Below are 26,735 nucleotides of genomic sequence, written 5' to 3'. Positions count from 1 at the left end.
TATATGGATATGCTTTACTTGCCTTCAAGTCTTATTTTTTATTCTCCAGAAAATGAATCGCTTCTGTTAATTGAGAATCAAATTTTGAGGGATATAAAGCATCATTTAAATTTCTTTTCACTACAATATCGGGTTTTATTCCAATTCCGACAAACTCCTCGCCATTTGGCAAAGTCACCTTTTTTGTACAGATCCAAGCGGACGCATCTCCCGGCAATTCCACTTGCAAAGGCTGTCCGGTACTTCCATTGGTATATTCACCGATTTGGGTGCTGTTCTTCGAATTTAACAAATAGATTAGAAAATCTTCGGCTGCGGAGGCCGTGTAGTTATTAGTTAAAATCACAGTAGGTACTGAGAGCTTACTATCGGACTGTATGTGGATCGGGTTTTGCGCAAACTCATGGAACTTCGCACCTTGAGCTGCCTTGTAAAATGCAGTAGCATCTTCTTTGGAAAGCCCCCATTGTTCTTTTCCATTCACCGTATCGGCGGCGGTCAAGAATGAACCGATTGCTCGATCTGTCGGAATGATTTCCCTGCTGTAGTTTCTCGCGCCATAAATAGTATCTTGCTCGATAAAATACTTGGCAATATTCAATGAATTTCGGCTACTGCCACCGCCATTGTTTCGGATATCAAGAATGATTTTCTTTGCTTTTTGCAATTCAGGAAGCTTGGCTTCAAACTCTTTTACAACTGTTGCATCTTCAAAGGTCCGAATCGCTACATAAGCAATATCCTTCTGTACCCATTTAAATTCGAAATTTTGACTTGGAGGCAGGGGCACGGAACTTAGCGCAGTTTCTTCTGTTGTAGCATGCGTCAACGTAAATGATTTCCGTTCGCCTTTTGGCGTAAGCAATTCTATTTCGTACTGATCGCCTTCCAAACCAGCCAATAGGCTGTAGGCGGCTTGGTTATCTAGCGCATCGATTGTCGAGGTCGATAGGTAAGGCTTTACAAATCGTGCTTGATAATCTGCTGTCGCAAGTCCATTTACTTTTACGATTTCGCTGCCTACCGGAATTTCAAGTTCTTTGCTTTTATTGACATCCATCACATAGACTTTCCCATCGATATTCGTCAGGAAAAGGCGATACGCTCCAAAATGGGTCGTCATGACCAGGTTTTGAAGATTTTCTGGCATGTGAATCAACGTATGTCCATCTTTTAGAAGTGCACATAACTTTTGAAGCTCCCTGAAATAATCATAATCATTTTTGGTCGATTGGATATTCGTGATGGCTTCTTTATAAGCAGCATCCCATTGCGCCTGATTGACTTTGTATAGATAGACAAAATTGTAGTTCGCTTCGCTCCAAAATTTTGAAAGTCCGTAAATCTTTTCATCTAACGATAAGGTATTCGGAATTTGTGAGAAAATAGTGACTGGGAATTGAAGAAATAGGCAAAGGATTAGGATTTTTTTTAACATCATGTTTTATAGTGTAGCGGATGCCCGAATATACAAAAGTAAAGTCTAATTGAGAGACATTTGATTCTTGATTTGATCAAATTATTGATAAAGACGTTAACTTTTAACAAAAAATCTGGCTCATGCTGGAATAGTATAAATTTTTCGGATAAAATCTAGCCATTCGTGCAAAGAATGGCTGATTTTTTTAATTCAGCAGAATTTTAGGTGAACTAGATAATGTCTTTCTGTAACTATTGCTTGCTTAAGGATTTGGGTTGTAGATGCGTTGCAATCCTTTTACAAAAGCGACTAGTCCGACATTCATATGGTCTAGATGGGAATAAATTTCTACATCGGTCTTTAGGTTCTTTGGTGTTGGCGTTGCCAATGATTTAGCCAAATCGTTGACCGGTTTTACAAACCATTGAGGTTCTTCATCGCCCCCTACGCTCAAGAATAAATGCAGACTGTCTGCCGAAAGTATCGACTTGGACAAAGAATCCAACTGCTTCATGTAAAAGTCGTTGTACCATAGGGTAGGACTGGCAGCTACAAATCCATTAAAGTCATGGCGGCTATTTTTAATCTGTTCGGAAAGCGCCAAGAGCGAGAAATATCCTCCGAAAGAATGGCCTAGCAAAGTTCTGCTATCAGCAAGGGTTCTATAGCTCGAATCGATTTTTGGAATAAGTTCGTCCGTAATAAACTGATAGAAACGCTGTCCGCCACCGACTGCTCGCATCTCATCGGAAGGAATCGAAGCAGGGTAGAGGTAATCGCGAACGCGCAAGGAATCCATTGCTTCAAAGGATTTATAGTGAATCGAGGCAAGTATCAGCGGAGGCAATAATCCTCCTTTTTCGTATTGATGCAGGATTGGTCCAAGCATGGGGCCGAAGAAATTTCCATCGGTCAGATAGACAACTGGAAAGTTCTTGTCGCTTGCTGAAGCATATTCCAGCGGCAGCTGCAGGGAAATATAAAAACTATCTTTTACGCTGGGTGAGTACAATGCGTAATCAATCTGGAGTTCTGAATCTTTTTTCTGCGGTTCGGAAGCCTGGTTGCAAGACCTGAGCGAAACCAAAGCAGCGAGGATAAAAAGGAAGCTTTTAGGGATTAGGTAATTTTTCTTCATGGGAATAGGTTTACGTTTTTAACTAAGTTTTTGAACTAGCCCAGTTAGTTTTTTAGACCGAACTAGTTCTCTCTCCAAACCTATTAATCAAACGGTTAAGCTCAAAATGATTAACTTTATTTAACCTATGTCCGAAAGCATTCTACGCCAAATCTGAATAATTAGGAACCCGTTTTTGTTCCCTATTAGACAATTTACTGTTGTTGCTGCTGCTGTTGTTGCATCGCTTCCATGTATTGCTGATAGCTATTTTTAGGTTTTGATGGCGCAGAAGTAACCGTTGGTTTTGGGTAATTCACCTCTTTTTGCTGATAATAAGTTTCATTATCTACAAAATCATCATCATTATATCCAACCGAAACATTGACCTCCATAATATGTTCGGAAGAGCCTTTGTAGACACCTTTTACGGGCGAACAATCTGCGAAATTTCTGCCTACGGCTAAGCGCACATGATTTTCATTTGCAATGCAGTTATTCGTAGGGTCTAGGCCAAACCAGCCATATTCGGGAAGATAGACTTCTGCCCAAGCATGTGTCGCTCCTTCGCCGCGCATTCCATCTCTGTTCGGACAGATATAGCCGCTGACATAACGTGCTGGAATACCAGTCAGACGGAGCATTGCAGTCAGCACATGGGCAAAATCCTGACAGACTCCGGCCTTTAGCTCTAAAATTTCATCAATAGTGGTGTTCACTGCCGTAATGCCTTTGATGTATTCGAAATTGGTAAATACGTAGTTGCAATAGTTTAAGGCAACCTGCTGGGGCGTGTCGTCCGCTTCTTTCAGCGCAAGCGCTGTATCTTTCAATTGTCCTATCCCCTCAAAATATTCCTGGGTCAGGTAATCAATATAAGGAACCTCGTATTTTATTTTTTCTAAATAATTCCATTGCTCGCTGCTGAAAATATCATCTTGAGGCAAAGGCCGTGGAATGGTTTCAACGCTGACTTTGGAAAATATTTTGAGCTGCGTATGCGGTTCGTTCTGCGCAAATGTTCCGACTTCATTGCCATAATAATCAATAAATAATTCAATCTCTGGACTTCCAGAAATATTTAAATCATGCTTGATGACTTTTTGAAAATCGTCTTTTATAGGGAACAGTATAATTTGATTCGCGCTATCGCGAACTGGAGATTCGTATTTGTAATTGGTAATGTGCTTTATTTTAAAAACGGGCATAATATGATGTGTTTACTGCTGTGATTCGAACTATGAATTTGCAAAATAATATTCATTTAATAAATTTCCGATGCCAAAAAGTTCCGAACGTATTTCGGTCAGGAACTGATGCAACTGCTGCTCTTCCATCGTATGGACAGAGCTATAAGTAATCATGCTCTTCAAACGGCCAATTTTAAAGGAAAGATTGTTGTAATGTACAATGTTGCTTTCGCTTTTAAGCCGGCTAAAGTACCGGTCGATGTTGTTGATCGAATACAATGCCGAACGCGGAAAATCATCATTGAGCATCACCAATTCAATGATATTCTTGACATCAAAACCCTGCCTATAGGTTTTAAGGTATAGTTCATACCCACCGATGGAAAGCAATAAATGTTTCCAATAGGCAATGTCGGTCAACAAGTCGGGATTGCCGCTGATTGAACTGAACTTGATATCCAAAATATCAATGGACTGAATGCTTCGTTCCAGGTGTTTTCCGATTTTCATAAAGCTCCGGCTTTCGCCTCGCTCCATCGCGCTGTCCGACGTTCCATGATACACCATGACCTGGCGGATCAGAATGTCCAACGCGGTAATCGGGTCATCTTTCTGCACGTACCAAAGCAAGTTAGGGTCTTTCACGGTATGGTAATATTCATTCAGGCACTGCCATAAATCTTTTGGAATATGCTCTTGCACGCTGCGTGCGTTCTCGCGCGCCAGCGTCACGATATTTAAGATGGAATTTGGATTTTCACGGTTCAGTAAAAGATATTCGATAACCGCGCGGCTATCATGCTGAATGGCTAAAAGCTCATGTTCATCATCCGAAGAGAAAATTTTAATGATTGGTCTCCATGTAAATTCCTGAATGCTGTCTTGTGAAGACGCATAATTAATCTTGATCATGCGCAGCATACCATCGCTGCGCTCCACATATCTACTTAACCAATATAAGCTTGAAGCTACTCTACTTAACATACTGTATTTTTAAGAAGTTAATACCCAGGTGTCTTTACTGCCACCGCCCTGCGAACTATTGACTACCAAAGAACCTTCTTTCAGTGCCACTCGCGTCAATCCTCCCGGCACGATGGAAATTCCATCAGGTCCGTTCAAAGCAAAAGGCCGAAGATCTATTCTTCGTGGCGCAAGTTTTCCGTTGATAAAACAAGGCGCAGAAGATAAGCTGATTGTCGGTTGCGCAATAAAATTGCGCGGATCTTTCAGGATTTCAGCCTTGTATTCGGTAATCTCTTGTTCGGAGGCCGAATGACCCATTAACATGCCATAACCACCGCTTCCATTTGTTTTCTTAATCACCAGTTTATTGATGTTCTGAAAAACAAAATCCAATTCATCTGGATTGCTCAGCTGATAGGTTGGAACATTTTTAAGAATGGGCTCTTCGTTCAGGTAATACTTGATCATATCCGGCACGTAGGTATACACTGCTTTGTCATCGGCCACGCCATTGCCTATGGCATTCACGATAGCGACATTGCCTTTGCGGTAAGCACCCATTAATCCTGCGACCCCCAAAACAGAATTTGGGTTGAAGACCAATGGATCAAGGTAATCATCGTCCACACGTCTATAAATGACATCGACTTGCTGTAAGCCAATCGTGGTTTTCATAAACACCTTCTGATCTTTGACTACTAAATCGCGCCCTTCCACCAATTCTACACCCATTAAACGGGCAAGGGTTGTATGTTCATAATAAGCCGAATTATACATTCCAGGACTTAGCAGCACGATTGTCGGATTAGAAACAGCACGAGGGGAGAGCGCCAAAAGATTCCGGTAAAGGATCGCCGGGTATTCGGTCACGCTCTTAACACCGCATTGTGGAATCAGATCAGGAAATAAGCGCTTGGTGATTTCGCGGTTTTCGAGCATATAACTCACACCCGAAGGCGTACGAAGATTATCTTCTAAGACATAAAAAGTGCCATCATAATCTCGTATCAAATCGATGCCGGCAATATGAATGTAAATGTCATGCAAGACCTGCACATTATACATTTCCCGAAGAAAATGAGGGCAAGAGTAAATGACATTGATCGGAACGATGTTGTCTTTAATAATAAATTGATTGCTATAAACATCTTTAAGAAAAAGGTTCAATGCTTTTAATCGCTGTGTAATCCCTTTCTCGATGAAGCTCCATTCGCTTGCCGTCAGGATGCGCGGAATTATATCAAAAGGAAATATTTTTTCGATTCCCTCTCCCGAATCATATACGGTAAAAGTGATTCCTTGGCTCATGAAAAGTTTTTTAGCCAACTCTTCTTTCTTATTTAAATTGTCTAAAGACTCTTTAGAGAAGTTATTGATGAAATTTAGATAATGATTTCTGTAATTATCATTATTGAGAAACATTTCGTCATACGTGTTTTGGCTATTTTGATAATTCCCGATAAAATTCTCCATAATTCAACTAATTATTGCTTTAATATACGAAAATTAATAAAAATTATATGCTATTTGTTTAAATTTTGCTTTAAAAGAATGAAATAAATAGCTTTTTGGATATTATTGTAGCCGTGAGTTCACTTTTTGTAGCTGAATGGATTCGTGTTGAATTTAGTTAGAAGTTAATTGATGGGCGCTCTATCGAGCGGTATTGATTTCGCGGGTTTATAGCCAAACTTTGGGTAGTAATCTTGGTGGCCTAATAAGATAATAGAGTCGAAATTTAGTTCTTTTGCTTTTTGATGAGCATGCCTAATTAACTCAGCGCCAATTCCTTGGTTTTGATAATCGGGGTGGACTGCGACAGGGGCAAGGGCTAGTGACGTATATTCATTTTCCGTGTTTTTTATTTTGATTTTCGTCAAAAGAATATAGCCGACAATTTTATTTTCGAGTTCAGCGACTAGCGATAATTCAGGAATAAATTGCGCTGATTTTCGTAAATCTTCTACAAGAAATTGTTCTTTATGGTCAGAATGAACTTCATTCCTAAATGCATGTTCTAGTAAAGCGAATACAGCTTTGTAATCACCTGGGTTTTCTTGACGGATTTGCATGGAGCAGACTGTTGATAGAAGTAAAGGAAATTTTTTATATAAAGCCTCTTCTTAGTTCGGTCTAAATCGTTCAAAAGATTGCCAATATTTATCTTTATAAATCTCATAATTTACCTTCAGTTTGTTTGCATACTTTTTTGACAAGTCATGCAAAACTTTTGAAGGTTTCCTAAAGTCTATACAAGCAAAATAAATTTCTCGTAAACCATCTGCAGTTTGCCTGCCGATGTTTAAGTAGCCGTCAACATCTTTCAGCTCGAGCATGATTTCATCCTCAAAATCGTTGAGAAATTCAAAAGTTTCTCTATCTGGCAGGCCATTGCTGTTTTCGCCATCAAATTCGATTTCAACGCTCAAAATCCAAGGGTGAGATGCTTTGCTGTCCCAGTTAAGCAAAGTCGAATTGACAATGGCAACTAACGGTCTTCCATTTTTAAGTTCTGCTTCAAAGCTTGAATAACTGTCGTTTTCAGTATCGTAACGAAGCCCCTCATACTTTTCGACGAACTCCTTTTCTCTCCATATCAAAAAGTCTTTCAATTTTGAAATAGGAACAAGTTCTTTTTCAGCTTGCTCTTTGCTAATGAAGGTGAAGTTGTCTATGCTATTCAGAAAGGCTAATTCGCCTAAATAATTATCTAAGAAAATATAGGTGCCATTTCCGATTGCTTCCTTGTTTTCTTCCGTCCGATCATCGTGTATGATCGATATATCAATTTCGTCCGGGTATTCTGGGTAATCGTTGGAATAGAAGAATAAATTACTGCTATCAAACGTATAACCACCCATTCGGATTCCTATATGATCAATATTTGTTGCAGGCTTATTTGCCGTAAATTTCCAGCCTTCGATTTTCGGTGCTTGCTCCACTAGTTCCTCTATAAAAACAATGTTTTTAGTGTTGCCATCTGCCGTAAACACCAAGTCAACCGTGTTTTCGTCCAACATACCCGTCAGGTAAAAGTAACCATCCTTAAGCTCAGCAAGCTTTGGCGAAAGTTTTTCGAAAAACTCTTGCTCAATGTCTTTCTGTTCTTTCACGACAGTAAAAAATGTTTTCTCATTGTCTTGAAACCAATTCCAGAAGTCGCTGTAACTTGTTACTGCTGTGTCTTTATTGCCGAATATATTTCTTATAAAACTCATAACACGATAGTTTAATTTGTTATTTACTAAAGTAATAATAAAAGGAGATTATTTTCTTGAATCTTTTTTTTCGGTCTCAGCTGTAGTGATTCCGAAAATTTTTCTTGAAAAAAGCACTTTTCTTAAGATACAAAAGGTAAATCGAGTTGATAACCAGTGCGTTTTGCTACTCTTCCTATGTTGATACGCTCAAGGTGTCCTAGTGTTTGCAACTATCAATACTATTATTAATTTCTCAACTCAAGATTTAGTCCATAGGATATTTGATAATTGAGGGATGTCTATGATTTCATCGCATTGATTTCATTTTCTATTATCCTGTATTTATCTTTTACGTCTTCCCCTTGATAATAATTCAACAAATCTTCTTTGGTTAAGGTACCATCCACTAAGAATTTTCTAAGGTATTGTTGGTTAAACTCCATTAACAACATACTTTTTTCAAGTTGTTTAAGTATGGCTTTATTATTCTCAATATTATTATGGACTAGGCTTTTTATTGTTGTAATTTCATTGATATCTTTTATCAGTCGATTGACCAACATTACCAACAAGTCCTTATCTAATTCCACATGTTTGGCATTTATGGCGACGTCTCTCGCCAGCATATAAGCAATTGCCAAATTGGAATAATCACCCTTTTGCGAGTTGATAATGGCAACCATCCCAACTCCAGGAATATAGCCTACATTTTCAAATTCTCTAAGAATAGAGTTGTCTAACAACGAAATGTCAAAAACAATAATGCTTATTTTTGCATCTCTGTTAGCTTGAGCCTCCAGCAACTGGCTCCAAGCGGTATCAGTCTTCCTTGTAAACAGGTCTCGAGTTTCAATATCTCCTAAACGGATACTTTTATCGAATTTACATTCAATCGCGATTCTGAGATTGGGATTGCCGTCGACTTCACAAATGATATCACCTGTTTTATTTCTTGGAATTGTTCCTGCTGTATTTCCAGTTAGTATTGCACGGTCTTTTAATTTTTTCTCTGCAAAGTACTGATTAAGAAAATCGGCTATTTCATCTTCTGCCAATATTCCTTTGATGGAGGACTTGTAAAATAGTTCTTTTTTCATTTCGAAAATCATTTTCAAACTTTCGAGTTCCGTACCCAGTTCATTACTGGTTTTTGAAAGAAATGCAGAAATACGATCTTCCATTAGTGCCAATACCCCTATATAAATAGCTCGGAGTAATTTTTCATCTCTTTCTGAAGCAGGAAGATTGTCAAAATAGTTGAAAACTATTTGATTTTCGATTTCAAATTCCTTTATTTCAACTCGTTTGAGTTGTTGGTTAATTTTGATTGTTGCCATATTACCTTAAATTTTTTAAATCGATATAAAGTCTAACTAAATGATCTATTGCCAAATCTATTATAGGTTCAAACATAAACGAGTTAAGATGTATATTTTCAGGGGTAATTAAATTAACTTCATCTAGTTTGGTTATTTCCTCATCTAACACCCCTTCGAATTCAGTTTTAAATCTTTCAAATAACTTACCCGTTTGATATTTATTAAATGGTGTTTTATCACTAACTTTTGAAAACATATATTCTTCAGCTTTCAATCTGATAGCAATTGATAAAGCGATTTTCTCCTCAAGGTTAATACCTTGTGTAATAGGATTCGAAATAATTTTGTTTGTTTCGGCTTCTAGTATAGATTTAACTGTATCTGTTTGATTATATTTTTCTAACCCGCTTGATGTTATCACTTTTTCATAAACTGTTTTAAGCTGTGCAACTGTAATCGTATCGGTATCACTTTTTATATGCAATAATGAAGTCAATAATATAAAATCATCAGAAAAATCCTCATCTTTAAATTCAATCAAATTCCGAACAAAAGGAATTGAAGCTAGAAACATCAGAGGGGTATCTAGATTCTTTTTCCAATAACTAAATGGCTCACTCTGATAATTATGGCCAGTTCCTATCAATTTTATTTCATCATCATTTTTAAGGGCCATAAACGAACAATCTCTTTTACTAGTTCCATCAAGTAATCTGGACTGGATTGTTCTATAAAAGTCGTAATTATGAGTTAGAATTATTTGTTTATACGAACCATCTCTATGAATGTCGGAAAGATATTGTATAATGGCATATTTATTTTTGTAATCGAAAGAGTCTGCAATATCATCGATTATTAACAGAGTCTCTCTATTTTCTTTCTTCTTTGCTTCGATATTAAATAACACATTCATTAAGTACATTGCTCTCTTTTCTCCTTGGCTTAGAATATCTTCTCGATTTAGTTCATCGCTATTAAAAGTTCTAGGATCCCCGGTTTTATTGTCAAATTGAAATGCAATGTTAGGAGCAGATTTTCCAAGTATTGAACTATCCTTATTTGTGATGGTAGCTTTAAAAGGAACAAAAAATCTCTCATTAAATTTTTTTACAATTTTGTCCCATTCCGTTTCTTGATCTTTCGCTGTTTGCTCAATTTCCGAAAGGCGTTTACTTCCAGTATTATAAGATTCTACAATATCAGTTAAGAAAAAAAATATGGTTGAAAAGTATGAAATCCAAACTTTCTTTCTGAACGCCTTAATATCATTATACTCTGATACAATTAATGGATTTTTTTCAATAAGATCTCGGAATTGTTTTACCGCAACTTTCTTTATCTCTTTTTCAATCTTCAACAGGTTTTCATTCTCAATTATAGCTTTTTTTTCCTCAAGAAGCCTCGATGCAAGTTGTTTGTCATCTGTAATAGGATGTTCATCTCCGTCAAATAAAACCTTATGATTAGCGTAGAAATATCCTTCTTTTATTAACGTTTGGGCTACAGTATCAGCTCTTCCCGGATTAAAAACACCAGCTTTGAAAACATTAGATTTTTTAATTAAATCATTATAGGTAGTAAAATATTCTTCAATTTTATTTTTAACATCAGGTTTTGTTAAAAATTCTATAACGTCACCATTAAAAAGTTCACTATATTTTAATAAAGAATGGTTATCTACCAAATCTTGCTGATAAATATCTTTGAATAAATCATAAATATTATTTTTGTCAAAATCATTTAATAAGATTTGTTCAATTTCTTTTTTTGGTACACCAGATTTACGATTTAAATCAACTATTATTTTGTCCTTCAAATCAATCAAACCTCTAAAAATAGAATTATATTCTTCTTTTGATTGTTCATCTACGAGAAGTTTTGATTGACTCTCAGTTGTATTAATATTTTCAAAAGATTTAATAACCAGAATATCTTTTGCATCAATGTCGTTATCGCCTGCTTTTATCGAGCAGAAAGTATCCTTTCCGAATAACCTGTCTCTTGGAGTTTTTCCTTTTGACAACTCTTGGAAAGTATTGGCAAAAGAGGTCTTCATAATTCCATTTGATGCGTAAATGACTATGGTGTTTGATTTAGTGAAGCTGAAACTATGTTTTAACTTATTTATACCGAAACAACTCTCTAAATCGACTTCTAATAAATCCCACATATTTTTAATCGTATAATTTTTTCGCATACCGGTTTATATAGCTATTCAAACCACTACCACTTCGAGCGAGTCTTTTCATAGTTTCTACATGGTTTTGTCCTGCTTTTCTATAACTATACCTATATGTTCTGGCTGTTCCGGAAAACTGTACAAGTATATAATCTAAACCTATTTCGAAAGCAGATACTCCCGAATCTCTTCCTGAGTTTCTATATCTTTCCATAATTAGATTTCGGCATAAATTTCAGACATTCCTTTATCTCCTCTTTTGTAATCACCTCTAACTTCAAATGTATCTTCTGTAATTACGATATCATCAGCTTTGCTTAAATCATACATTTTCCATCCCATTTTACCAGATGAAGAATATCCATCAATTTGATAAGCTCTCAAGCCTTCGTTACCAGCAGTAGTCTCACCGTAACAATGTGGTTCTACGACTCTTAATTCTCCTTCGTAATAAAATTCTATTACATTTTGATTTTCGATTGCGTCAATAATTTCTTGGTTCATATTTTTAGTTTTTTAATGATTTATAAGGTGTAAAAGAATTGTAAACAACAGTAGTTCAACAAATTGCAATTCACACAAATATAACCAAATAAGAGCTCTCTAGATTACGGAAAACCGTAATTTGATCAAAATTCAAAATCTAATTATTATGAAAAGGAAATAGAGAAAATTCCTATTGAGGAAGCAATGAAAATGGTAAAAAATTCGGAGAACGTCAATTAACTAAAAAGATGAATTTATAATTGTTTTTTATCGTTTTCGAAATAGCAACTAGGGAACGCTTTTCGAATTTTTAATACTTACTGATTAAGCAAAAAGAATCGAAATCTATATCGGCAAGCTCAAAATTCATTGTTTTATTCCATTTTAGCTCATCCAAATCCAAATTAGTTTACCGCTTCACATTAAAATATACGCACAAAAAAAGAGCAACTTTTACAGTTGCTCTTCTCTTTGCGGAGAGGGCGGGATTCGAACCCGCGGTACCGTTTCCAGTACGACAGTTTAGCAAACTGTTCCTTTCGGCCACTCAGGCACCTCTCCGTATTTGGACTGTGCAAACATAAGGCAAAATTTTCATTCTGCAAAGCTGTTAAACTGATTTTTTAACAATTTTCTTCCTCTCAAAAATAAACTTCTGACAGTCAACTTATTTTTTATTCGTTTCGCACTTATTTCTTGCTCTTTTCATAATCAATGCGCACATGATGTATGCTCATCAACATATTTTTAAAGATTTCTGATACCTCAGAGATATCGCGCATCGTAATATTGGAGTTCGCAAACTGCTTTTGCATTAACTTATGCTCAATAATTTTATCAACCAAGTTACTGATGGACTCTTTCGTGGGTTCTTTCAATGCACGAGAAGAAGCCTCCACGGAATCGGCCATCATTAAGACCGCAGTTTCTTTCGAAAACGGAATTGGGCCTGGATATTTGAAAATGGATTCATCCACCAGTTTTTCGGGATTATTCTTTATAAACGTATTGTAGAAATAATCGACGCGCGTCGTTCCATGATGTGTACGGATAAAGTCAACCACCACTTCCGGTAGTTGGTTTCGGCGAGCGATTTCAATGCCTTTTAATACGTGCGAGATAATGACTTGCGCACTTTGCTCAGGCGTCAATTCCTCATGTGGATTCACTCCAGTTTTTTGATTCTCAATAAAATACAAAGGGTTCGTCATTTTACCGATATCATGGTACAGTGCGCCAGCGCGAATCAGTAAAGGATTTCCTCCAATCTTATAAATCGCAGCTTCCGCAAGGTTTGCTACTTGCAGAGAATGCTGAAATGTTCCAGGGGCTTTCAACGACAGTTCGCGCAAAAGTTTGGAATTACTATTGGTCAATTCCATTAAGGTTAAATCTGAAACAATGCCAAACAAGCGTTCGAAAGCATAAATCAACGGATAAGCCAGCAAAGTCAGACCGACGCTGACAACAAAAGGCACTAAATCCGACCAATACAAGGTGCTGAAGGAACCATTCCTCGTCAAGTTCAATCCAACAAAACCAACAATATAAGTTGCTAAAATCAATAAACTGGAAATCAGGAATTGTTCGCGCTTGACCAAAGTCTTGATGCTGTAAATCGAAACCATGCCGGCCACAAATTGCAAGAACACAAAATCATAGCTGTTCGGAACAAAGATAGCGGCAATCAAAACCATCAATAAATGGATATTGAGCGCTACGCGCGTATCAAATAGAATGCGCAGAATAATCGGAACACCACAATAAGGAATGTAATATAAGCTTGGAATCTTGACTTTCACGGCCCATGACAGCACGCCGAGCATACCTAAAATAATAATAAAGATAATCAGCAACAGGCGGTTGTTGTTATAGATGTCGAATCGGAAGAAATACAGGAAGACCATTAATAACGTCATCACCAAACTCACCATCATAAAATGGCCCATGGTCACGTAATTCTGATTGCCGCTGATTTGAATATCCTCCTCAAATACTTTTCGCAAAGATTCCAGTTTCTGATAGGTGTCGCTATTAATCGTTTTCCCTTGCTCAGCAATCAGTTCGCCTTTCTGGACCATTCCGCGCGTCGTGGAAATATTAGCCAGCGCATTCTGCTCTATCTTATCGGTCTGGCTTTCATTGAAAATGTAATTGATGGTGATGTAATTGCGCATCACTTCAAACAGCCAAGCCTTATGCGTAATGTTTTTATTGCGTTCAATCGCGTCCTTTAAATAGACGTTAGCTGATTCAATGGTAAAGCAATCGACCGTATTTTTTTGCTGCGCAATGTTATCATGAACTAAAGTAAAGTTGTATTGAGAATTTGTCTCATCGACCTTGTCAGCATCATTTCCTTTATTTTGATAGCGATTATTCAACGAAATCACGCCACGGGCATAAATGTAATTAAGGAGCGAATTTCCGATGTCGCGATATTCTTTAATGTCCAAATTGGGCAAGGTGTCCATTTGTGAAGCCTGCCATTTTTCCGCGAGGTTGGTGTTGAACTCGTCAATCTGCTCTTTGCTGACGACCTCGTTTAAAATATAAATAGGCTGAACAGTCTTTAGGATATATTGCCTGTCGCGGTTTAATTCTTCCTGAGTTTTTTGGATAGCAAAATTATAGGGCGAAATCAGGTTTTCATGATTCCAGACTTTTCCTTTTTCAAATTCATACCGAAAGCGGGGCTGTTTTGGAAGAAATAAACAGATTAAGACAATGGTCAGAACCACCATCGCATATTTGATGAATACCGAATTATATTGAAAGCCGTCTTTAGTGTAATTTATTTTAAGTTTCGCCACGTAAGGTGTTTTTATTCCAAAATCTTTAACAAATGTAAATATTATTTCATTGATGTGTTTATCAAGTTCTTTAAGAATCTATTTTAACTTACTATCTTTGCCTAACAAAATATTTCTTAAAAAATGTCTTATTCAAAACACCTTATTGCACCATCTGTTTTAGCAGCAGATTTCGCTAATCTTCAGAAAGAAATCGAAATGGTCAATAGCAGTGAAGCAGATTGGTTTCATATTGATATTATGGACGGCGTATTTGTGCCAAACATCTCTTTTGGTTTTCCGGTTATGCAAGCCATAAACAAGCATGCGAAAAAACCGTTGGATGTCCATTTGATGATTGTCGATCCTGACCGTTATCTGCAGACTTGCCGAGACAATGGCGCTGAGGTCATTACCGTTCATTATGAAGCTTGTACACATTTGCACCGCACCCTAGCAGCGATTAAAGAGTTAGGCTGTAAAGCTGGCGTTGCGTTAAACCCGCATACATCGGTCGATGTGTTAAAGGATATTGTGCAGGATCTTGATTTAGTCTGTTTAATGTCTGTGAATCCAGGTTTTGGCGGACAGAAATTTATTGAGCATACCTATCGCAAAATTTCGGCTTTGCGTGAACTGGCAGTGGCTAGCAATCCGGGATTATTGATTGAAATCGATGGGGGAGTGAGCAGTGCGAATGCAGCGAATTTATTGCGTGCCGGAGCGGATGTGCTGGTTGCGGGCAATTTTGTTTTTTCTGCTTCCGATCCGATAGAAACGATTAAAGGATTGAAAGAAGTGAACGTCAATACGTTTTCTGTCTAGATAAAATTAGACAGGGTTTAGGCTGAAATAATCGTTTAGCAATCTTATTTTTAGGTTTTAGTTTAGAATATTTCCAAATAAGATGCAATCGGGTAAATATTAGCACAAAACCTTGGAATTTTGTATTTTTGTGATTGTATAGGTAAGTTATCTTATTAAATACAAATTTTAAGTTAAAAATAATTAAATAAATCATACATGGCTTTTGATATAGATATGATAAAAAAGGTGTACAGTCAATTTGACGGACGCATTCAAGCGGCTCGTAAAATTGTCAACAAGCCTTTGACTTTATCAGAGAAAATTTTATACGCCCACTTATGGGAAGGTAATGCAACGGAAACATATGAAAGAGGAAATTCCTATGTGGATTTCGCTCCAGATCGTGTAACGATGCAAGATGCGACCGCGCAAATGGCTTTATTGCAATTTATGCAAGCTGGTCGTCCTAAAGTGGCAGTTCCTTCGACAGTACACTGTGATCACTTGATCCAGGCAAGAGACGGTGCAGAGCAAGATTTAAATCGTGCGAAGCAAGAAAGTTCGGAAGTATTTAATTTCTTAAGTTCTGTATCGAACAAATATGGTATTGGTTTCTGGAAACCGGGAGCGGGAATTATTCACCAAGTGATGCTAGAAAACTATGCATTTCCTGGCGGAATGATGATCGGAACGGATTCGCATACAGTAAATGCCGGTGGTTTAGGGATGATCGCGATTGGTGTCGGCGGTGCTGATGCTTGTGATGTCATGGCTGGATTGCCTTGGGAACTTAAATTCCCTAAATTAATTGGCGTGAAGTTGACTGGAAAATTAAGTGGTTGGACTTCTCCTAAAGATGTGATCTTGAAAGTTGCAGGTATCTTAACGGTAAAAGGTGGTACGGGTGCAATTGTCGAATATTTTGGTGAAGGTGCTGAATCGATGTCTTGTACGGGTAAAGGTACAATCTGTAACATGGGTGCAGAAATCGGTGCAACAACTTCTACATTCGGATACGATGAGTCAATGGAGCGTTATTTACGTTCGACAAACCGTGCGGATGTTGCGGATGCAGCAAATGAAATCAAACAACATTTAACCGCTGATCCAGAAGTATACGCTGATCCAGAAACATATTTTGATCAAGTAATTGAAATCAACCTTTCGGAATTGGAGCCAAGTTTAAATGGTCCTTTTACTCCGGATTTATATACTCCAGTTTCTCGCATGCGCGAAGAATCATCTAAAAATGGATGGCCTACAAAAGTAGAATGGGGATTGATCGGTTCTTGTACAAACTCTTCTTACGAGGATTTGGCGAGAGCAGCATCGATCGCTCGTCAAGCGATTGAAAAAGGTTTGGATATTAAAGCTGAATTTGGTATTAACCCAGGTTCTGAGCAAGTGCGCTACACAGCAGACCGTGATGGTTTAATCAAAACATTCACTGATTTGAATGCAACGATCTTCACAAATGCATGTGGTCCTTGTATCGGTATGTGGGATAGAGCAGGTTCGGACAAACAAGAGAAGAACACCATCGTTCACTCGTTCAACCGTAACTTTGCTAAACGTGCGGATGGCAATCCAAACACCTATGCGTTCGTAACATCTCCAGAGATGGTTGCTGCGATTGCAATTTCTGGTGATTTAGGTTTCAATCCAGTTACAGATACATTAACAAACAAAAATGGCGAGCAGGTTAAATTGGATCCACCAACAGGTGACGAATTGCCAGCACGTGGATTTGCAGTAGAAGATGCAGGTTACCAAGCTCCAGCTGAAGATGGCTCAGGAGTTCAGGTAGCAGTTTCTCCGACTTCGGATCGTTTGCAATTGTTAGAGCCATTTGTTGCTTGGGAAGGCACAGACCTTAAAGGGTTGAAAGTTTTGATCAAAGCAAAAGGTAAATGTACAACAGATCATATTTCAATGGCTGGTCCTTGGTTAAAGTACCGCGGTCATTTAGATAATATTTCGAACAACATGTTGATTGGTGCTGTCAATTACTTTAATGACAAAACTGATTTTGTTAAAAATCAATTGACAGGTCAATACGGTCCAGTTCCTGCTACGCAACGTGCGTACAAAGCAGCTGGTATCGGTTCGATTGTTGTTGGTGACGAAAACTACGGTGAAGGTTCATCTCGTGAGCATGCAGCAATGGAACCACGTCATTTAGGTGTACGTGCAGTTTTAGTGAAATCATTTGCTCGTATCCACGAAACTAACTTGAAAAAACAAGGGATGTTGGGATTGACTTTTGCAAACAAAGATGATTACGATAAAATCTTGGAAAATGATACGGTAGATATCGTAGGTTTGACAACATTTGCTCCAAATACTCCATTAACATTGGTATTGCATCATGCAGACGGGACTTCGGAAGAAATCTCGGTGAACCATACCTACAATCAACAACAGATTGAATGGTTCAAAGCAGGTGGCGCGTTGAATATTATTCGCAGAAACCAAGCAAATTAATTCTTTCAATCTTTCAGTAGATTGAAATTTATCCCGGCTTTCACATAAGCCGGGATTCTTATTTCCTTTCATGAAAAAACTTTTCCTTTTAATAGGCGCGTTGGCGTTAGGGAGCTCTATTGCATTTTCTCAAGAAAATGACGATAAAAATTCTCTTTTCACAAAAAACATTTTCAAAACTCGATACGAACGAACCGAATCCAATAAAGGGAAATTCTTTGTTCATTGGGGCTATAATATTTCGGCTTACGCCAAATCGGATATACAGTTTACAGGGCCTGGCTATGATTTCACCTTGCATAAAGTGACGGCCGGCGATCGTCCGACCAAGTTCGGATTGCGCTATGCTGATCCGAGCCGCATTACGATTCCTCAGTTCAATTTCCACTTTGGCTATTTTATTTCTGATAAGTATTCACTTTCCTTAGGCTGGGATCACATGAAATATGTCGTCGATATTCCGCAGAGGGTTAAGATTTCCGGTTATATCCATGAGGAGATTTCCAATCCAGGAATTCCGACAGGAGATCGCGCGGGGGAGTATAACGGAGAAACCATCGAGGTCGATGCCGATATGTTGCGCTTCGAACATACAGATGGATATAACTTTGCCGCTTTGGGTTTGGAACGCTATGATGATATTCTGGTTAGCAGCAAAGGAAAGCAACTATTGACTTTAGAATCTGGAGTCGAGGCAGGGTTGATGGTTCCTCGTTCGGATGTTCATTTGTTTGGCGTAGGCGATAATCATTTCTGGAATATTTCGGGCTATGGTGCTGCTGCGAAAGTGGGTGTTCAATACCATATCTACAAAGGTTGGTATGTTCAGAGCAGCTTTAAGACAGGATACACCGAGCTTTTGAAAATTCCGACCACGGGACGAAGAGGTATTGACAAGGCTCAGCAAGGCATTTGGTTTTTCGAAAACTATTGGGTCGTCGGATTCCGATTTTAATACATTTGCGATGCCGTTTCGAAGTTCTTGAAACGGCATTTCTTTTTTGGGATTTTATTTTTGGTTGGCTTTAATTTATTACATATTCTTTGTATTGCCATCAGGTGAGTGTGAATTGACACTTGATTATCGCTCAGATTTTTCTACTTTTGCTAGAACTTTTATGATAGATCTAACAATTTTCTTTTGTGGCCAATCAGATTTTGAAAAGATTTGAAATCGTTAACAATTGACTCCAATAAATTATGAAAACACTTACATTTATTTTAATTGCGCTTATCGCTTTTACAAAATCCTTCGCTCAGATAGACAGTAAAGGAAATCCGATATTTAATTCGGTCGTAATCGGCGAAGAAAAGTTCGATGATTTTGAGCTCACTTCAAGTTATTTTACGATTGCCAATAATATTTCTGATAAAAATTCATCTGTATATATCAATGACAACCCGAGTCTTTCAGATTATCTGAAATTCTCTAGAGATTTGCCGTCCTATGCGTTTACGGTTCATCAGGGAGAACAGGTTCAATTGATGATTATGCTTGTACAAACGAATAAGGGAAGTGAAACAGATTTTCATTATTACGTTTCGAATCCTAATAATGGTAAAAGTGTGGAAATCCCATGTGCTGTATGGGGCGAAATTTCAGAAAAAAGAGTTGAGGAGTTTGAAAAGCTTAAAGTGGATGCAGACGCTGAAATAATTGAACTGCCAAAAGGAACACTATATTCGTTTAATGGGATTGCATATAGGATACAACCCTATAAAGAATTAAAAGAAGAAGTTCTTCAAATTATTGAATCCATAAATAAAGTGAGGAAATAAGTAACACCTGAACGGAACATCACAGCGATAACAAGATGGCTGCGTGCATGGTGTCCTTCCTTACATTAATTTTTCAATTTGTTCCATGTAGATGGAAGACTTTTTATCTATTCCAAAAGGAGGATTAATTCGTTTCCATAGTTAGCAAGAAACTTAAACGTCAGCATTGGTTATGCTTGCCAATCTATCGATTAAACGTCAGCACGCCATCCTTGTAAAGATAATGTATGTTGTTGTTTTTAACCATTTCTTCATTGCCTCCTGGATTTAAGAGCAGGGAATCCGAATCAAAAGTAAACAGAAGGCTATCTGCCTGCTGATTGACACGAACAATATCCACCAACGAAGTGTCCATGTCTTTTCCCGACAGATCTAAATTTCCCAAATGTTTTAAACTGTTGTTTTCATAGATAAATAGTTCAGCTCCTGAAAGTATTCGAATGCGGTCTGGCAAAGAATGATAATACGCTGATCCTGATCGTTCTTATAAAAATGTGGTTCTACAAGGAATAAATCCATAAAACCATGCGAAGCGAAAAGCTGTTTATTGTCTTTGCTCAACAACATGAGCCTTGCGCCATAATCTGTTTCCGTATCCGGAGCCTCGATGGAACCATCTTTTGTCCAATGTGAAGCTACTATAAGTTGGTTGGAATCCAAAAGATATGCGGAGCGAATCGAAAAATCTGCAAGTTTCGCGTTTGACAGGCTGTCGGGAAAGAATTCTGTAAATGCAAAGTTTTGATTAACAGTTGCAACTGTCGGATTTAGTTCATTCGAAGCTTGCTCAATAGTTTTATTTTTTGGATTGCATGCCATCATCAGCAAACAAATAAAGAAATAGCTGTAGTTCTGTTTCATTGGTCGTAAATCTATTTCTTTTAACGCTGAAAACAGAAAATAGTTTTCAATAGCAGTTAACATAGGACTGGTTTAAGAGGGCAGGAGGGTGCCATCGGCTAGAACTATACGTTTAGTCGGCGCTTCTCTTTGCTTTCCAAAATCGCTTTTTCTAATCGTGCGGCCTTGGTTTTATCTTGTTTGGCGGAGGTAATCCAATGGATAACTGTCTTTTTGTATGAAGGCGCTTGCTTGCTGAAGTAATTCCAAGCGGATCTGTTTTTCTTGAATAGCTTTTCCTGACTTGCCTCCAAGCTCAATTCGCCCGCTTCATGGTAGTAGGAATTGTCTTTGTTTTCATCGCGAAGGGCATAGGCTTTCAAACCTGCTTCTCGCATCAAACCTGCTTCGGTCAGTTGTTCGACTTTGCGGATATTGATGGCGCTCCAAATACTGTTTTTCTTTCTCGGCGTGAAGCGAATGCTGTAACTTTCTGGATCGAGCGTATTCTTTCGCCCATCGATCCATCCAAAACACAAAGCCTGATCCACTGCCTCAGACCAGGTGATTGATTCTTTGCCACTTCCGATTTTATAAAAACCGACATAGAGCTCTGTTTCGGATCCGTGATGCTGCTTAAGCCAATCCCTGAACGAAGATGCAGTCGCGAAAAACAGGACGTCCATCGGATTACGAAGGGATTTGTTCGGTCAGGATTTCTTGCCCCGATTGATCATAATAAATGCAAGTCATCTTATCTAGATCGACTATCCATTTTTCTATTCCAGATTTTGCACAGTCAGCACAGAATGTAAAGAAATCGGTTCCTCCTTGTTGATGATTCTTTAAATCTTTTGAAAATTGTTCGGCATTTGTATGTTGCGCAATGACTAGCGGAGCGTACAAAGGATCTGACGAAGTCCGGTAATCCTGATCGCCATGATAATCCGTGTGGCCATCGGAAACAAACGTTTCGAAGCTTTTGACGCCAAAGGTCTTGATTTCTTGTATGTATGCAGGGAATTCAGCCCCTGACTTTACTTTGCTATGCGCCTCGTCGATTTGTTGAACTGTAAACATATGTATTCGTCTATTTTTTGACCAAAAATAACTGAATTTCTGGAATGAACAAGCAGATTTTTAACTCTAGCTTAATTCTTTTTCTGACGGTTAGTGGGCAGCAGTTTTGGAAAATACATTCATTACGACTACGCCTGCCACGATTAGCAAGATTCCGATGATGCCAGCAAGGTCCAACTTTTGTTTGAAGACAACAACGGACACCGTTGCAGTTAAAACGATTCCTAATCCCGCCCAAATGGCATAAGCTGTTCCTAACGGAATGCTTTTCAGTGCTAGGGAAAGAAAATAAAAACAGGTGATAAAAGCGATCGCAACGACTGCTGTCGGAATTAGTTTGGTAAATCCATTTGATGCCTTGATAAAACTTGATCCGATCACTTCAAAAATAATCGCCAATCCTAAAAATAAATATTTCATATAATCTTTTACTTATGCAGCAAAGAAACGATGGATTTAGCGATGTTTTTTTGACTTAAGTCAAATTCGGTTATTTGCCTCTGATGCGGCTCAAGGTTTCCTGAGCGATTCCAAGATATGATGCAATATTGCCTAAAGATATGCGATGAATGGCTTCTGGGTCGCTAGCAAGTAAAGTTTTATAACGCTCTTCTGCAGATTCTATCTGCAGGGAAAGCGCTCTTTTCTCCAAAATCTTGCAGATTTCTTCCGCCATTTTTCTTCCAATCAGATTCATCTCCCTATAACTGTCATAAAGTTCATTCAGGTCACTAGAAGAAATGTAAACCAAAGTTGTCTCTTCTAAAAATTGAATGTTTTCAAATGAAGGTTCGTTAAAATAGACAGGAAGTATAGAACCGAGAACATAATTTTCGAAACCGAACCAGAGGTTGATTTCACGGCCTTGGTGAACATAGAAGGCTCGTATCAAGCCTTGTTCAATCAGAAAAAGACTTGATACGACCTGACCTTGTTTAAGGAAATAATCACCTTTTTGACGGACAACTCTTTTTGTACGTTGATTGATTGCTTCCTCTAATTCATCAGAGATATATCCATATTTTTTTAAATGAGTAAGGAAAGCATTCATTCCGGCAGGATTAGGATTCTATCAATGTGATTTTAACCAGTTGCAATGCGCACGACTGGTTCTATTTATTCAATTCAATTGCGAGTGGGCTAAGCCACATCTTTCTCAAAGTATAAGTAAATATATAACGCAGCGCCAAAGTTTGTAGAGCTTGTTGAAGCTAAACGGTAACCTAATAAGGCATATCTGTCTAATTGCTTCTGTATGTCTTCTTTGGATGCCGTCGCAATGTGGTTGATGTCAAATGTAAGTTTTGTATAGAAAATTAGGGTTTCAACTTTGTATTCTTTCATTGTTAATTTGATTTGGTCGTGTTAACAAGGGGTAAATTACTAAAAAGATAGAATGTCCGAAATTATTTATGATAAATAAGCTGTACAACTCCGGATTTAAATGGCTTTGTTTTAATCAGCTTCAATTCTATTCGTTTATCTAAGTCTTCGAATAGAGGCTTTCCGCTTCCGAGAACAATTGGATGTACAGAAATCCGGTATTCATCGACTAAGCCCAGCTTAATAAATGAACTGATTAAACTTGCTCCGCCGTATAGCCAGATATCTTTGCCTTCTCCATGTTTGATTTCTTCCACTTCAGCAGGTAGGTTCTCAGAAATAAAGGACGCATTCGGGTCATTTCTCGTTTTGTGAGAAAATACATATTTCTTTTTGCTGTGGACAGCTGTCCAAAGTTTTTGCTCTGCGGGACTTGCCGAAGCTTCAGGTTGATAATTTCCCCAAGCATCATAACTCACTCGTCCATAAAAGATGCTGTCAATGCCATCGATAAATCCATCAAAGTCCATGTCTTCGTCCATAATGCACCAATCGATTTCGCCATTCGGCCCTTCGATAAATCCATCCAACGATACAGCAAGGTCCAAAATTATTTTTTTCATAAAGGTTCAAGTTTGCAATAGCTAAGTTCCTTATTTTTCTTTAAAGGTCTTCGTTATTTTTCGAAAAATAGCAAGGTATTTGTCAAACTCTTCTACAGTAGTTCCTGTAATTAGGTAATAAAAGCCGTCTTTGTTGAAGAAAATAACATTGTACACCAATTGTTTTTTATCATTTTTGGTTTGGGCATAACTAACTAATTCCATCCCGAATAGGTTATTTGCCTTAACTTCATTTAACTCTGTTATCTTATTGTTTTCCGTGCCAGTAAGCCTCTGAATATCATTTTCTGTCAGATTGCCCATTTGTTGTAGCGATAATTGATTGTCGGAAGTCAATACAATTAAAGAAGGTACGTTTTTTCCTACACTGCCATCAGCCGTATATAAATAATCTCCAGAGCTGTGTTCAACTAATTTAAAGTCATTTCCCACATCGAAGCTAATCGTTGAAGCTTCGTCGAGTCTGTCGTCTAAATTGCTGTCGTATTTTACAGATAGCATCGATGCGGTAATCTGTTCTTCTAAATCCAAAGACTCTTGCGTGTAGCTCGCAATAACCGTAACAAGAACATCATCGGTTCCGCAAAATAAAGTCTTTGTATAATAGGTAATGCCATATTCCTCAATGGATGTCAGGAACATCAGCGCCCTCGAACCATTGTGTTCAATTTCTTCTTCATCTATAATTTTCAGGCCTTGATTAGTTAATTCTTCAACCGCAAAACCAGAAATAAACTCTTGGCAGGATGTGTCAAGTTGAAGGACTTTGATGGAGGCTAGACGCTCAAGATTTTTGACCCCGCTGAAATTATCAACTCTGACGAAACCGTCTGGCGGAATGATGGTGCATTGGGTTCCTAGAATCTGAATAGGTTCATTGCTGAGAACGGTAGAGTCCGTCTTCAGAAGATTTTTGCTCTTTTCGTTAGTAGGTTGCGCTTGGCAGGATTGAAGAAGCAATATGCTTGCAACTAAAACAAAAAATGGAATAAAGTTCGTCATTTTCTTCATATCGATACGAAAAAATGCTCGGGATAATTAGTTTTATTTATTCTATTAAGTTAATTATTTCCTTTGAATTTTAACTATAAAACATCTCATATTTTTATCAGATGTACATGATTTTTCAAAAATCCCCATTCTGCCAAAAACCAGAAGAAATATTGCTATTTTTGCACCTGAAATGATAGCAATAAATAATTTAACTTTTGAGATTGGGTCTCGGGCATTGTATGATGAAGCCAATTGGCACATAAAACCAGGGGATAAGGTGGGTTTGATTGGAGCAAATGGAACTGGAAAGTCTACTTTGCTGAAACTGATTGTGGGGGATTATGCGCCTACGTCAGGTTCTATTTCAATGGCTAAAGATTTGAAAATCGGTTATTTGAACCAAGATTTATTGTCTTATCATTCAGATAAGAGCATTCTGCATGTGGCAATGGAAGCATTCGCCCGTCAGAATCAACTGCATGCTGAAATTGAAATATTGCTTCAGAAATTAGAAACGGATTATTCGGATGATATCCTGAATAAGCTGAGCGACCGGCAGATGGAGTTCGAAGCTTTAGATGGCTACAACATCGAATTCCGAGCACATGAGATTTTAGCAGGTTTAGGTTTTTCAGAAGATGAGCAACAACGCCCTTTAGCAACCTTCTCTGGAGGATGGCGGATGCGCGTGATGTTAGCGCGGATTTTATTGCAGACTCCTGATATCTTGTTGCTGGATGAGCCTACCAACCACTTGGATTTACCGTCCATTAAATGGCTCGAGACTTATTTGCAAGGATTTGAAGGGGCTATCGTTATTGTTTCCCACGATAGGTATTTTCTTGACCGCATTATCAATAAAACGGTGGAATCCCGAAAAGGAAAACTGAACCTCTACGCTGGAAACTATACCTTTTATTTGGAAGAGAAATCCCTGCGTGAAGAGATTCAGGGAAATCAATTTAAGAATCAACAAGCAAAAATAAAGCAGGAAGAGAAATTGATTGAGCGTTTCCGTGCAAAAGCGAGTAAAGCGAAAATGGTTCAGTCACGCATCAAGGCTTTAGATAAAATGGAAAAGATTGACGATGTGGATGATGACAATCCTGTTGTGAACTTTAGCTTTAAGTTTTCGAAGCCTTCAGGCCGTCACGTCGTCACGATTGAACACTTAAGCAAGTCGTATCCGAATCTAGAAATTTTAGATGATACGGATGCTTTGATTGAAAAAGGAGATAAGATTGCGTTGATTGGTGCGAACGGTAAAGGAAAGTCGACTTTATTGCGCATCGTAGCTGATGCAGATGATGAATTTGAGGGAACAAGCTTAAAAGGGCATAATGTTTCTCAGACTTTCTTTGCACAGCATCAATTGGAAGCTTTGCATTTAGAAAATTCATTGATTCAGGAATTGCAGGCTTTTGCTCCAAAACATACTGAAACAGAATTGCGCTCGATTTTAGGTTGTTTCTTGTTTACGGGCGATGATGTATTCAAAAAGATTAAAGTGCTGTCAGGAGGCGAGAAATCGCGCGTAGCATTAGCAAAAGCATTGACAGCTGATGCAAACTTTTTGGTGCTGGATGAGCCAACCAACCACTTGGACATGGCTTCGGTGAATATTTTGATTCAAGCGTTGCAACAATACGAAGGAACGTTAATCGTGGTTTCTCACGATAGGTATTTCCTAGATAATGTCGCGAATAAGATTTGGTTTATTGAAGATAAAGAAATCAAGGAATACCCAGGGACATACGAAGAATATGAAATCTGGAACAGCAAACGCGATTTAAAATCTGAGCCTAAGAAAGAGAAGAAACCGAAAGCGGAACCTAAAAAGGAAAAGCCTGCGCCAACGGACGATGTTAAGCAAACGATTCAAAAAAAGAATAGGGAATTAAATGTGTTGGAACAGCTGATGAATACACAGGAAGCGGAAGTGAAAGCTTTAGAGCTTGAGCTAGCGAACGAAGATATTTATTCAGATGCGGTAAAATTACAAGAATACACGCGAAACTATAATTCGGCAAAGGCTACCTTCGAAAAAACACAAGCCCAATGGGAAGAATTGGCAGAAGAGATTATGGGACTCGAAAGTTAGTTCCAAATCATTATAAAAATGCCTTGCAATGAATAT

General features: G+C 38.1%; 25 protein-coding genes and 1 tRNA gene. 5 read left to right on the top strand and 21 right to left on the bottom strand.

The features are described from left to right. Window positions 1-31: 31 nt before the first annotated feature. From C4F49_RS03475 to C4F49_RS03420, 12 genes are all read right to left on the bottom strand, one after another. Entirely contained in the window at window positions 32-1,441 is a 1,410-nt protein-coding gene (locus C4F49_RS03475; protein WP_196934492.1) for a S41 family peptidase, read from the bottom strand. Between the two features lie 241 nt (window positions 1,442-1,682). Continuing rightward, window positions 1,683-2,558, bottom strand: coding sequence for an alpha/beta hydrolase (locus C4F49_RS03470; RefSeq protein WP_196934491.1), 876 nt, complete (start codon window positions 2,556-2,558; stop codon window positions 1,683-1,685). 194 nt (window positions 2,559-2,752) lie between these two features. Further along, complete coding sequence (locus C4F49_RS03465) at window positions 2,753-3,745, bottom strand: transglutaminase family protein (RefSeq protein WP_196934490.1); 993 nt, start codon at window positions 3,743-3,745, stop codon at window positions 2,753-2,755. Between the two features lie 30 nt (window positions 3,746-3,775). After that, window positions 3,776-4,711 carry an alpha-E domain-containing protein gene (locus C4F49_RS03460; protein WP_196934489.1) on the bottom strand — a complete coding sequence of 312 codons (936 nt, stop codon included), beginning with the start codon at window positions 4,709-4,711 and terminating at the stop codon, window positions 3,776-3,778. A 9-nt stretch (window positions 4,712-4,720) separates the two neighbouring features. Then, on the bottom strand, window positions 4,721-6,166 hold the full coding sequence (locus C4F49_RS03455; RefSeq protein ID WP_196934488.1) for a circularly permuted type 2 ATP-grasp protein: 1,446 nt from the start codon (window positions 6,164-6,166) through the stop codon (window positions 4,721-4,723). Between the two features lie 164 nt (window positions 6,167-6,330). Continuing rightward, on the bottom strand, window positions 6,331-6,765 hold the full coding sequence (locus C4F49_RS03450; RefSeq protein ID WP_196934487.1) for a GNAT family N-acetyltransferase: 435 nt from the start codon (window positions 6,763-6,765) through the stop codon (window positions 6,331-6,333). Window positions 6,766-6,816: 51 nt separating this feature from the next. Beyond that, window positions 6,817-7,911, bottom strand: coding sequence for a DUF695 domain-containing protein (locus tag C4F49_RS03445; protein ID WP_196934486.1), 1,095 nt, complete (start codon window positions 7,909-7,911; stop codon window positions 6,817-6,819). 281 nt (window positions 7,912-8,192) lie between these two features. Then, entirely contained in the window at window positions 8,193-9,230 is a 1,038-nt protein-coding gene (locus C4F49_RS03440) for a hypothetical protein (protein ID WP_196934485.1), read from the bottom strand. A 1-nt stretch (window position 9,231) separates the two neighbouring features. Beyond that, window positions 9,232-11,409 carry an ATP-binding protein gene (locus C4F49_RS03435; RefSeq protein WP_196934484.1) on the bottom strand — a complete coding sequence of 726 codons (2,178 nt, stop codon included), beginning with the start codon at window positions 11,407-11,409 and terminating at the stop codon, window positions 9,232-9,234. A gap of 198 nt (window positions 11,410-11,607) precedes the next feature. Next, window positions 11,608-11,895, bottom strand: coding sequence for a WYL domain-containing protein (locus C4F49_RS03430; RefSeq protein WP_196934483.1), 288 nt, complete (start codon window positions 11,893-11,895; stop codon window positions 11,608-11,610). Between the two features lie 456 nt (window positions 11,896-12,351). Then, window positions 12,352-12,438, bottom strand: a tRNA-Ser gene (locus C4F49_RS03425). 128 nt (window positions 12,439-12,566) lie between these two features. Further along, on the bottom strand, window positions 12,567-14,690 hold the full coding sequence (locus tag C4F49_RS03420) for an HD family phosphohydrolase (protein ID WP_196934482.1): 2,124 nt from the start codon (window positions 14,688-14,690) through the stop codon (window positions 12,567-12,569). 123 nt (window positions 14,691-14,813) lie between these two features. On the opposite strand from C4F49_RS03420, the gene rpe reads away from it, so the two are divergent. The 4 genes from rpe to C4F49_RS03400 all read left to right on the top strand — a co-directional run bounded on the left by rpe (window position 14,814) and on the right by C4F49_RS03400 (window position 19,739). After that, complete coding sequence (gene rpe / locus C4F49_RS03415; protein WP_196934481.1) at window positions 14,814-15,494, top strand: ribulose-phosphate 3-epimerase; 681 nt, start codon at window positions 14,814-14,816, stop codon at window positions 15,492-15,494. 198 nt (window positions 15,495-15,692) lie between these two features. Continuing rightward, window positions 15,693-17,960 carry an aconitate hydratase gene (locus C4F49_RS03410; protein WP_196934480.1) on the top strand — a complete coding sequence of 756 codons (2,268 nt, stop codon included), beginning with the start codon at window positions 15,693-15,695 and terminating at the stop codon, window positions 17,958-17,960. 70 nt (window positions 17,961-18,030) lie between these two features. Then, window positions 18,031-18,915: a hypothetical protein gene (locus C4F49_RS03405; protein ID WP_196934479.1), complete on the top strand. Its 885-nt coding sequence runs from the start codon at window positions 18,031-18,033 to the stop codon at window positions 18,913-18,915. Between the two features lie 245 nt (window positions 18,916-19,160). Then, window positions 19,161-19,739: a hypothetical protein gene (locus C4F49_RS03400; protein ID WP_196934478.1), complete on the top strand. Its 579-nt coding sequence runs from the start codon at window positions 19,161-19,163 to the stop codon at window positions 19,737-19,739. A 184-nt stretch (window positions 19,740-19,923) separates the two neighbouring features. On the opposite strand, the gene C4F49_RS03395 is transcribed toward C4F49_RS03400, so the two are convergent. The 9 genes from C4F49_RS03395 to C4F49_RS03355 form a co-directional block, all read right to left on the bottom strand. Further along, window positions 19,924-20,124 (bottom strand): hypothetical protein, encoded by a 201-nt coding sequence (locus C4F49_RS03395; RefSeq protein WP_196934477.1) that lies wholly within the window; start codon window positions 20,122-20,124, stop codon window positions 19,924-19,926. 5 nt (window positions 20,125-20,129) lie between these two features. Continuing rightward, window positions 20,130-20,663 (bottom strand): hypothetical protein, encoded by a 534-nt coding sequence (locus C4F49_RS03390; protein ID WP_196934476.1) that lies wholly within the window; start codon window positions 20,661-20,663, stop codon window positions 20,130-20,132. A gap of 41 nt (window positions 20,664-20,704) precedes the next feature. Beyond that, window positions 20,705-21,265 (bottom strand): YdeI/OmpD-associated family protein, encoded by a 561-nt coding sequence (locus C4F49_RS03385; RefSeq protein ID WP_196934475.1) that lies wholly within the window; start codon window positions 21,263-21,265, stop codon window positions 20,705-20,707. Between the two features lie 4 nt (window positions 21,266-21,269). Continuing rightward, entirely contained in the window at window positions 21,270-21,659 is a 390-nt protein-coding gene (locus tag C4F49_RS03380; protein ID WP_196934474.1) for a DUF1398 domain-containing protein, read from the bottom strand. A gap of 90 nt (window positions 21,660-21,749) precedes the next feature. After that, window positions 21,750-22,079, bottom strand: a complete 330-nt coding sequence (locus C4F49_RS03375; RefSeq protein WP_196934473.1) for a DMT family transporter — start codon at window positions 22,077-22,079, stop codon at window positions 21,750-21,752. Between the two features lie 70 nt (window positions 22,080-22,149). Next, window positions 22,150-22,710: a Crp/Fnr family transcriptional regulator gene (locus C4F49_RS03370; protein WP_196934472.1), complete on the bottom strand. Its 561-nt coding sequence runs from the start codon at window positions 22,708-22,710 to the stop codon at window positions 22,150-22,152. A gap of 89 nt (window positions 22,711-22,799) precedes the next feature. After that, complete coding sequence (locus C4F49_RS03365) at window positions 22,800-23,003, bottom strand: hypothetical protein (RefSeq protein ID WP_196934471.1); 204 nt, start codon at window positions 23,001-23,003, stop codon at window positions 22,800-22,802. 62 nt (window positions 23,004-23,065) lie between these two features. Beyond that, complete coding sequence (locus tag C4F49_RS03360; protein WP_196934470.1) at window positions 23,066-23,605, bottom strand: dihydrofolate reductase family protein; 540 nt, start codon at window positions 23,603-23,605, stop codon at window positions 23,066-23,068. Window positions 23,606-23,635: 30 nt separating this feature from the next. Continuing rightward, window positions 23,636-24,616: a hypothetical protein gene (locus tag C4F49_RS03355; RefSeq protein WP_196934469.1), complete on the bottom strand. Its 981-nt coding sequence runs from the start codon at window positions 24,614-24,616 to the stop codon at window positions 23,636-23,638. Window positions 24,617-24,788: 172 nt separating this feature from the next. On the opposite strand from C4F49_RS03355, the gene C4F49_RS03350 reads away from it, so the two are divergent. Beyond that, window positions 24,789-26,699, top strand: coding sequence for an ABC-F family ATP-binding cassette domain-containing protein (locus tag C4F49_RS03350; protein ID WP_196934468.1), 1,911 nt, complete (start codon window positions 24,789-24,791; stop codon window positions 26,697-26,699). The last annotated feature ends 36 nt before the right edge of the window (window positions 26,700-26,735 follow it).

The sequence above is a fragment of the Sphingobacterium hungaricum genome (assembly GCF_015210005.1).
Classification (GTDB): Bacteria; Bacteroidota; Bacteroidia; order Sphingobacteriales; family Sphingobacteriaceae; genus Sphingobacterium; species Sphingobacterium hungaricum.
This window is presented reverse-complemented; position numbering and strand designations above follow the sequence as displayed.

Coding starts and splice junctions, on each gene's coding strand:
- C4F49_RS03475 (WP_196934492.1), bottom strand. CDS start 1,441: ATGATGTTAAAAAAAATCCTAATCCTTTGCCTATTTCTTCAATTCCCA.
- C4F49_RS03470 (WP_196934491.1), bottom strand. CDS start 2,558: ATGAAGAAAAATTACCTAATCCCTAAAAGCTTCCTTTTTATCCTCGCT.
- C4F49_RS03465 (WP_196934490.1), bottom strand. CDS start 3,745: ATGCCCGTTTTTAAAATAAAGCACATTACCAATTACAAATACGAATCT.
- C4F49_RS03460 (WP_196934489.1), bottom strand. CDS start 4,711: ATGTTAAGTAGAGTAGCTTCAAGCTTATATTGGTTAAGTAGATATGTG.
- C4F49_RS03455 (WP_196934488.1), bottom strand. CDS start 6,166: ATGGAGAATTTTATCGGGAATTATCAAAATAGCCAAAACACGTATGAC.
- C4F49_RS03450 (WP_196934487.1), bottom strand. CDS start 6,765: ATGCAAATCCGTCAAGAAAACCCAGGTGATTACAAAGCTGTATTCGCT.
- C4F49_RS03445 (WP_196934486.1), bottom strand. CDS start 7,911: ATGAGTTTTATAAGAAATATATTCGGCAATAAAGACACAGCAGTAACA.
- C4F49_RS03440 (WP_196934485.1), bottom strand. CDS start 9,230: ATGGCAACAATCAAAATTAACCAACAACTCAAACGAGTTGAAATAAAG.
- C4F49_RS03435 (WP_196934484.1), bottom strand. CDS start 11,409: ATGCGAAAAAATTATACGATTAAAAATATGTGGGATTTATTAGAAGTC.
- C4F49_RS03430 (WP_196934483.1), bottom strand. CDS start 11,895: ATGAACCAAGAAATTATTGACGCAATCGAAAATCAAAATGTAATAGAA.
- rpe (WP_196934481.1), top strand. CDS start 14,814: ATGTCTTATTCAAAACACCTTATTGCACCATCTGTTTTAGCAGCAGAT.
- C4F49_RS03410 (WP_196934480.1), top strand. CDS start 15,693: ATGGCTTTTGATATAGATATGATAAAAAAGGTGTACAGTCAATTTGAC.
- C4F49_RS03405 (WP_196934479.1), top strand. CDS start 18,031: ATGAAAAAACTTTTCCTTTTAATAGGCGCGTTGGCGTTAGGGAGCTCT.
- C4F49_RS03400 (WP_196934478.1), top strand. CDS start 19,161: ATGAAAACACTTACATTTATTTTAATTGCGCTTATCGCTTTTACAAAA.
- C4F49_RS03390 (WP_196934476.1), bottom strand. CDS start 20,663: ATGTTAACTGCTATTGAAAACTATTTTCTGTTTTCAGCGTTAAAAGAA.
- C4F49_RS03385 (WP_196934475.1), bottom strand. CDS start 21,265: ATGGACGTCCTGTTTTTCGCGACTGCATCTTCGTTCAGGGATTGGCTT.
- C4F49_RS03380 (WP_196934474.1), bottom strand. CDS start 21,659: ATGTTTACAGTTCAACAAATCGACGAGGCGCATAGCAAAGTAAAGTCA.
- C4F49_RS03375 (WP_196934473.1), bottom strand. CDS start 22,079: ATGAAATATTTATTTTTAGGATTGGCGATTATTTTTGAAGTGATCGGA.
- C4F49_RS03370 (WP_196934472.1), bottom strand. CDS start 22,710: ATGAATGCTTTCCTTACTCATTTAAAAAAATATGGATATATCTCTGAT.
- C4F49_RS03365 (WP_196934471.1), bottom strand. CDS start 23,003: ATGAAAGAATACAAAGTTGAAACCCTAATTTTCTATACAAAACTTACA.
- C4F49_RS03360 (WP_196934470.1), bottom strand. CDS start 23,605: ATGAAAAAAATAATTTTGGACCTTGCTGTATCGTTGGATGGATTTATC.
- C4F49_RS03355 (WP_196934469.1), bottom strand. CDS start 24,616: ATGAAGAAAATGACGAACTTTATTCCATTTTTTGTTTTAGTTGCAAGC.
- C4F49_RS03350 (WP_196934468.1), top strand. CDS start 24,789: ATGATAGCAATAAATAATTTAACTTTTGAGATTGGGTCTCGGGCATTG.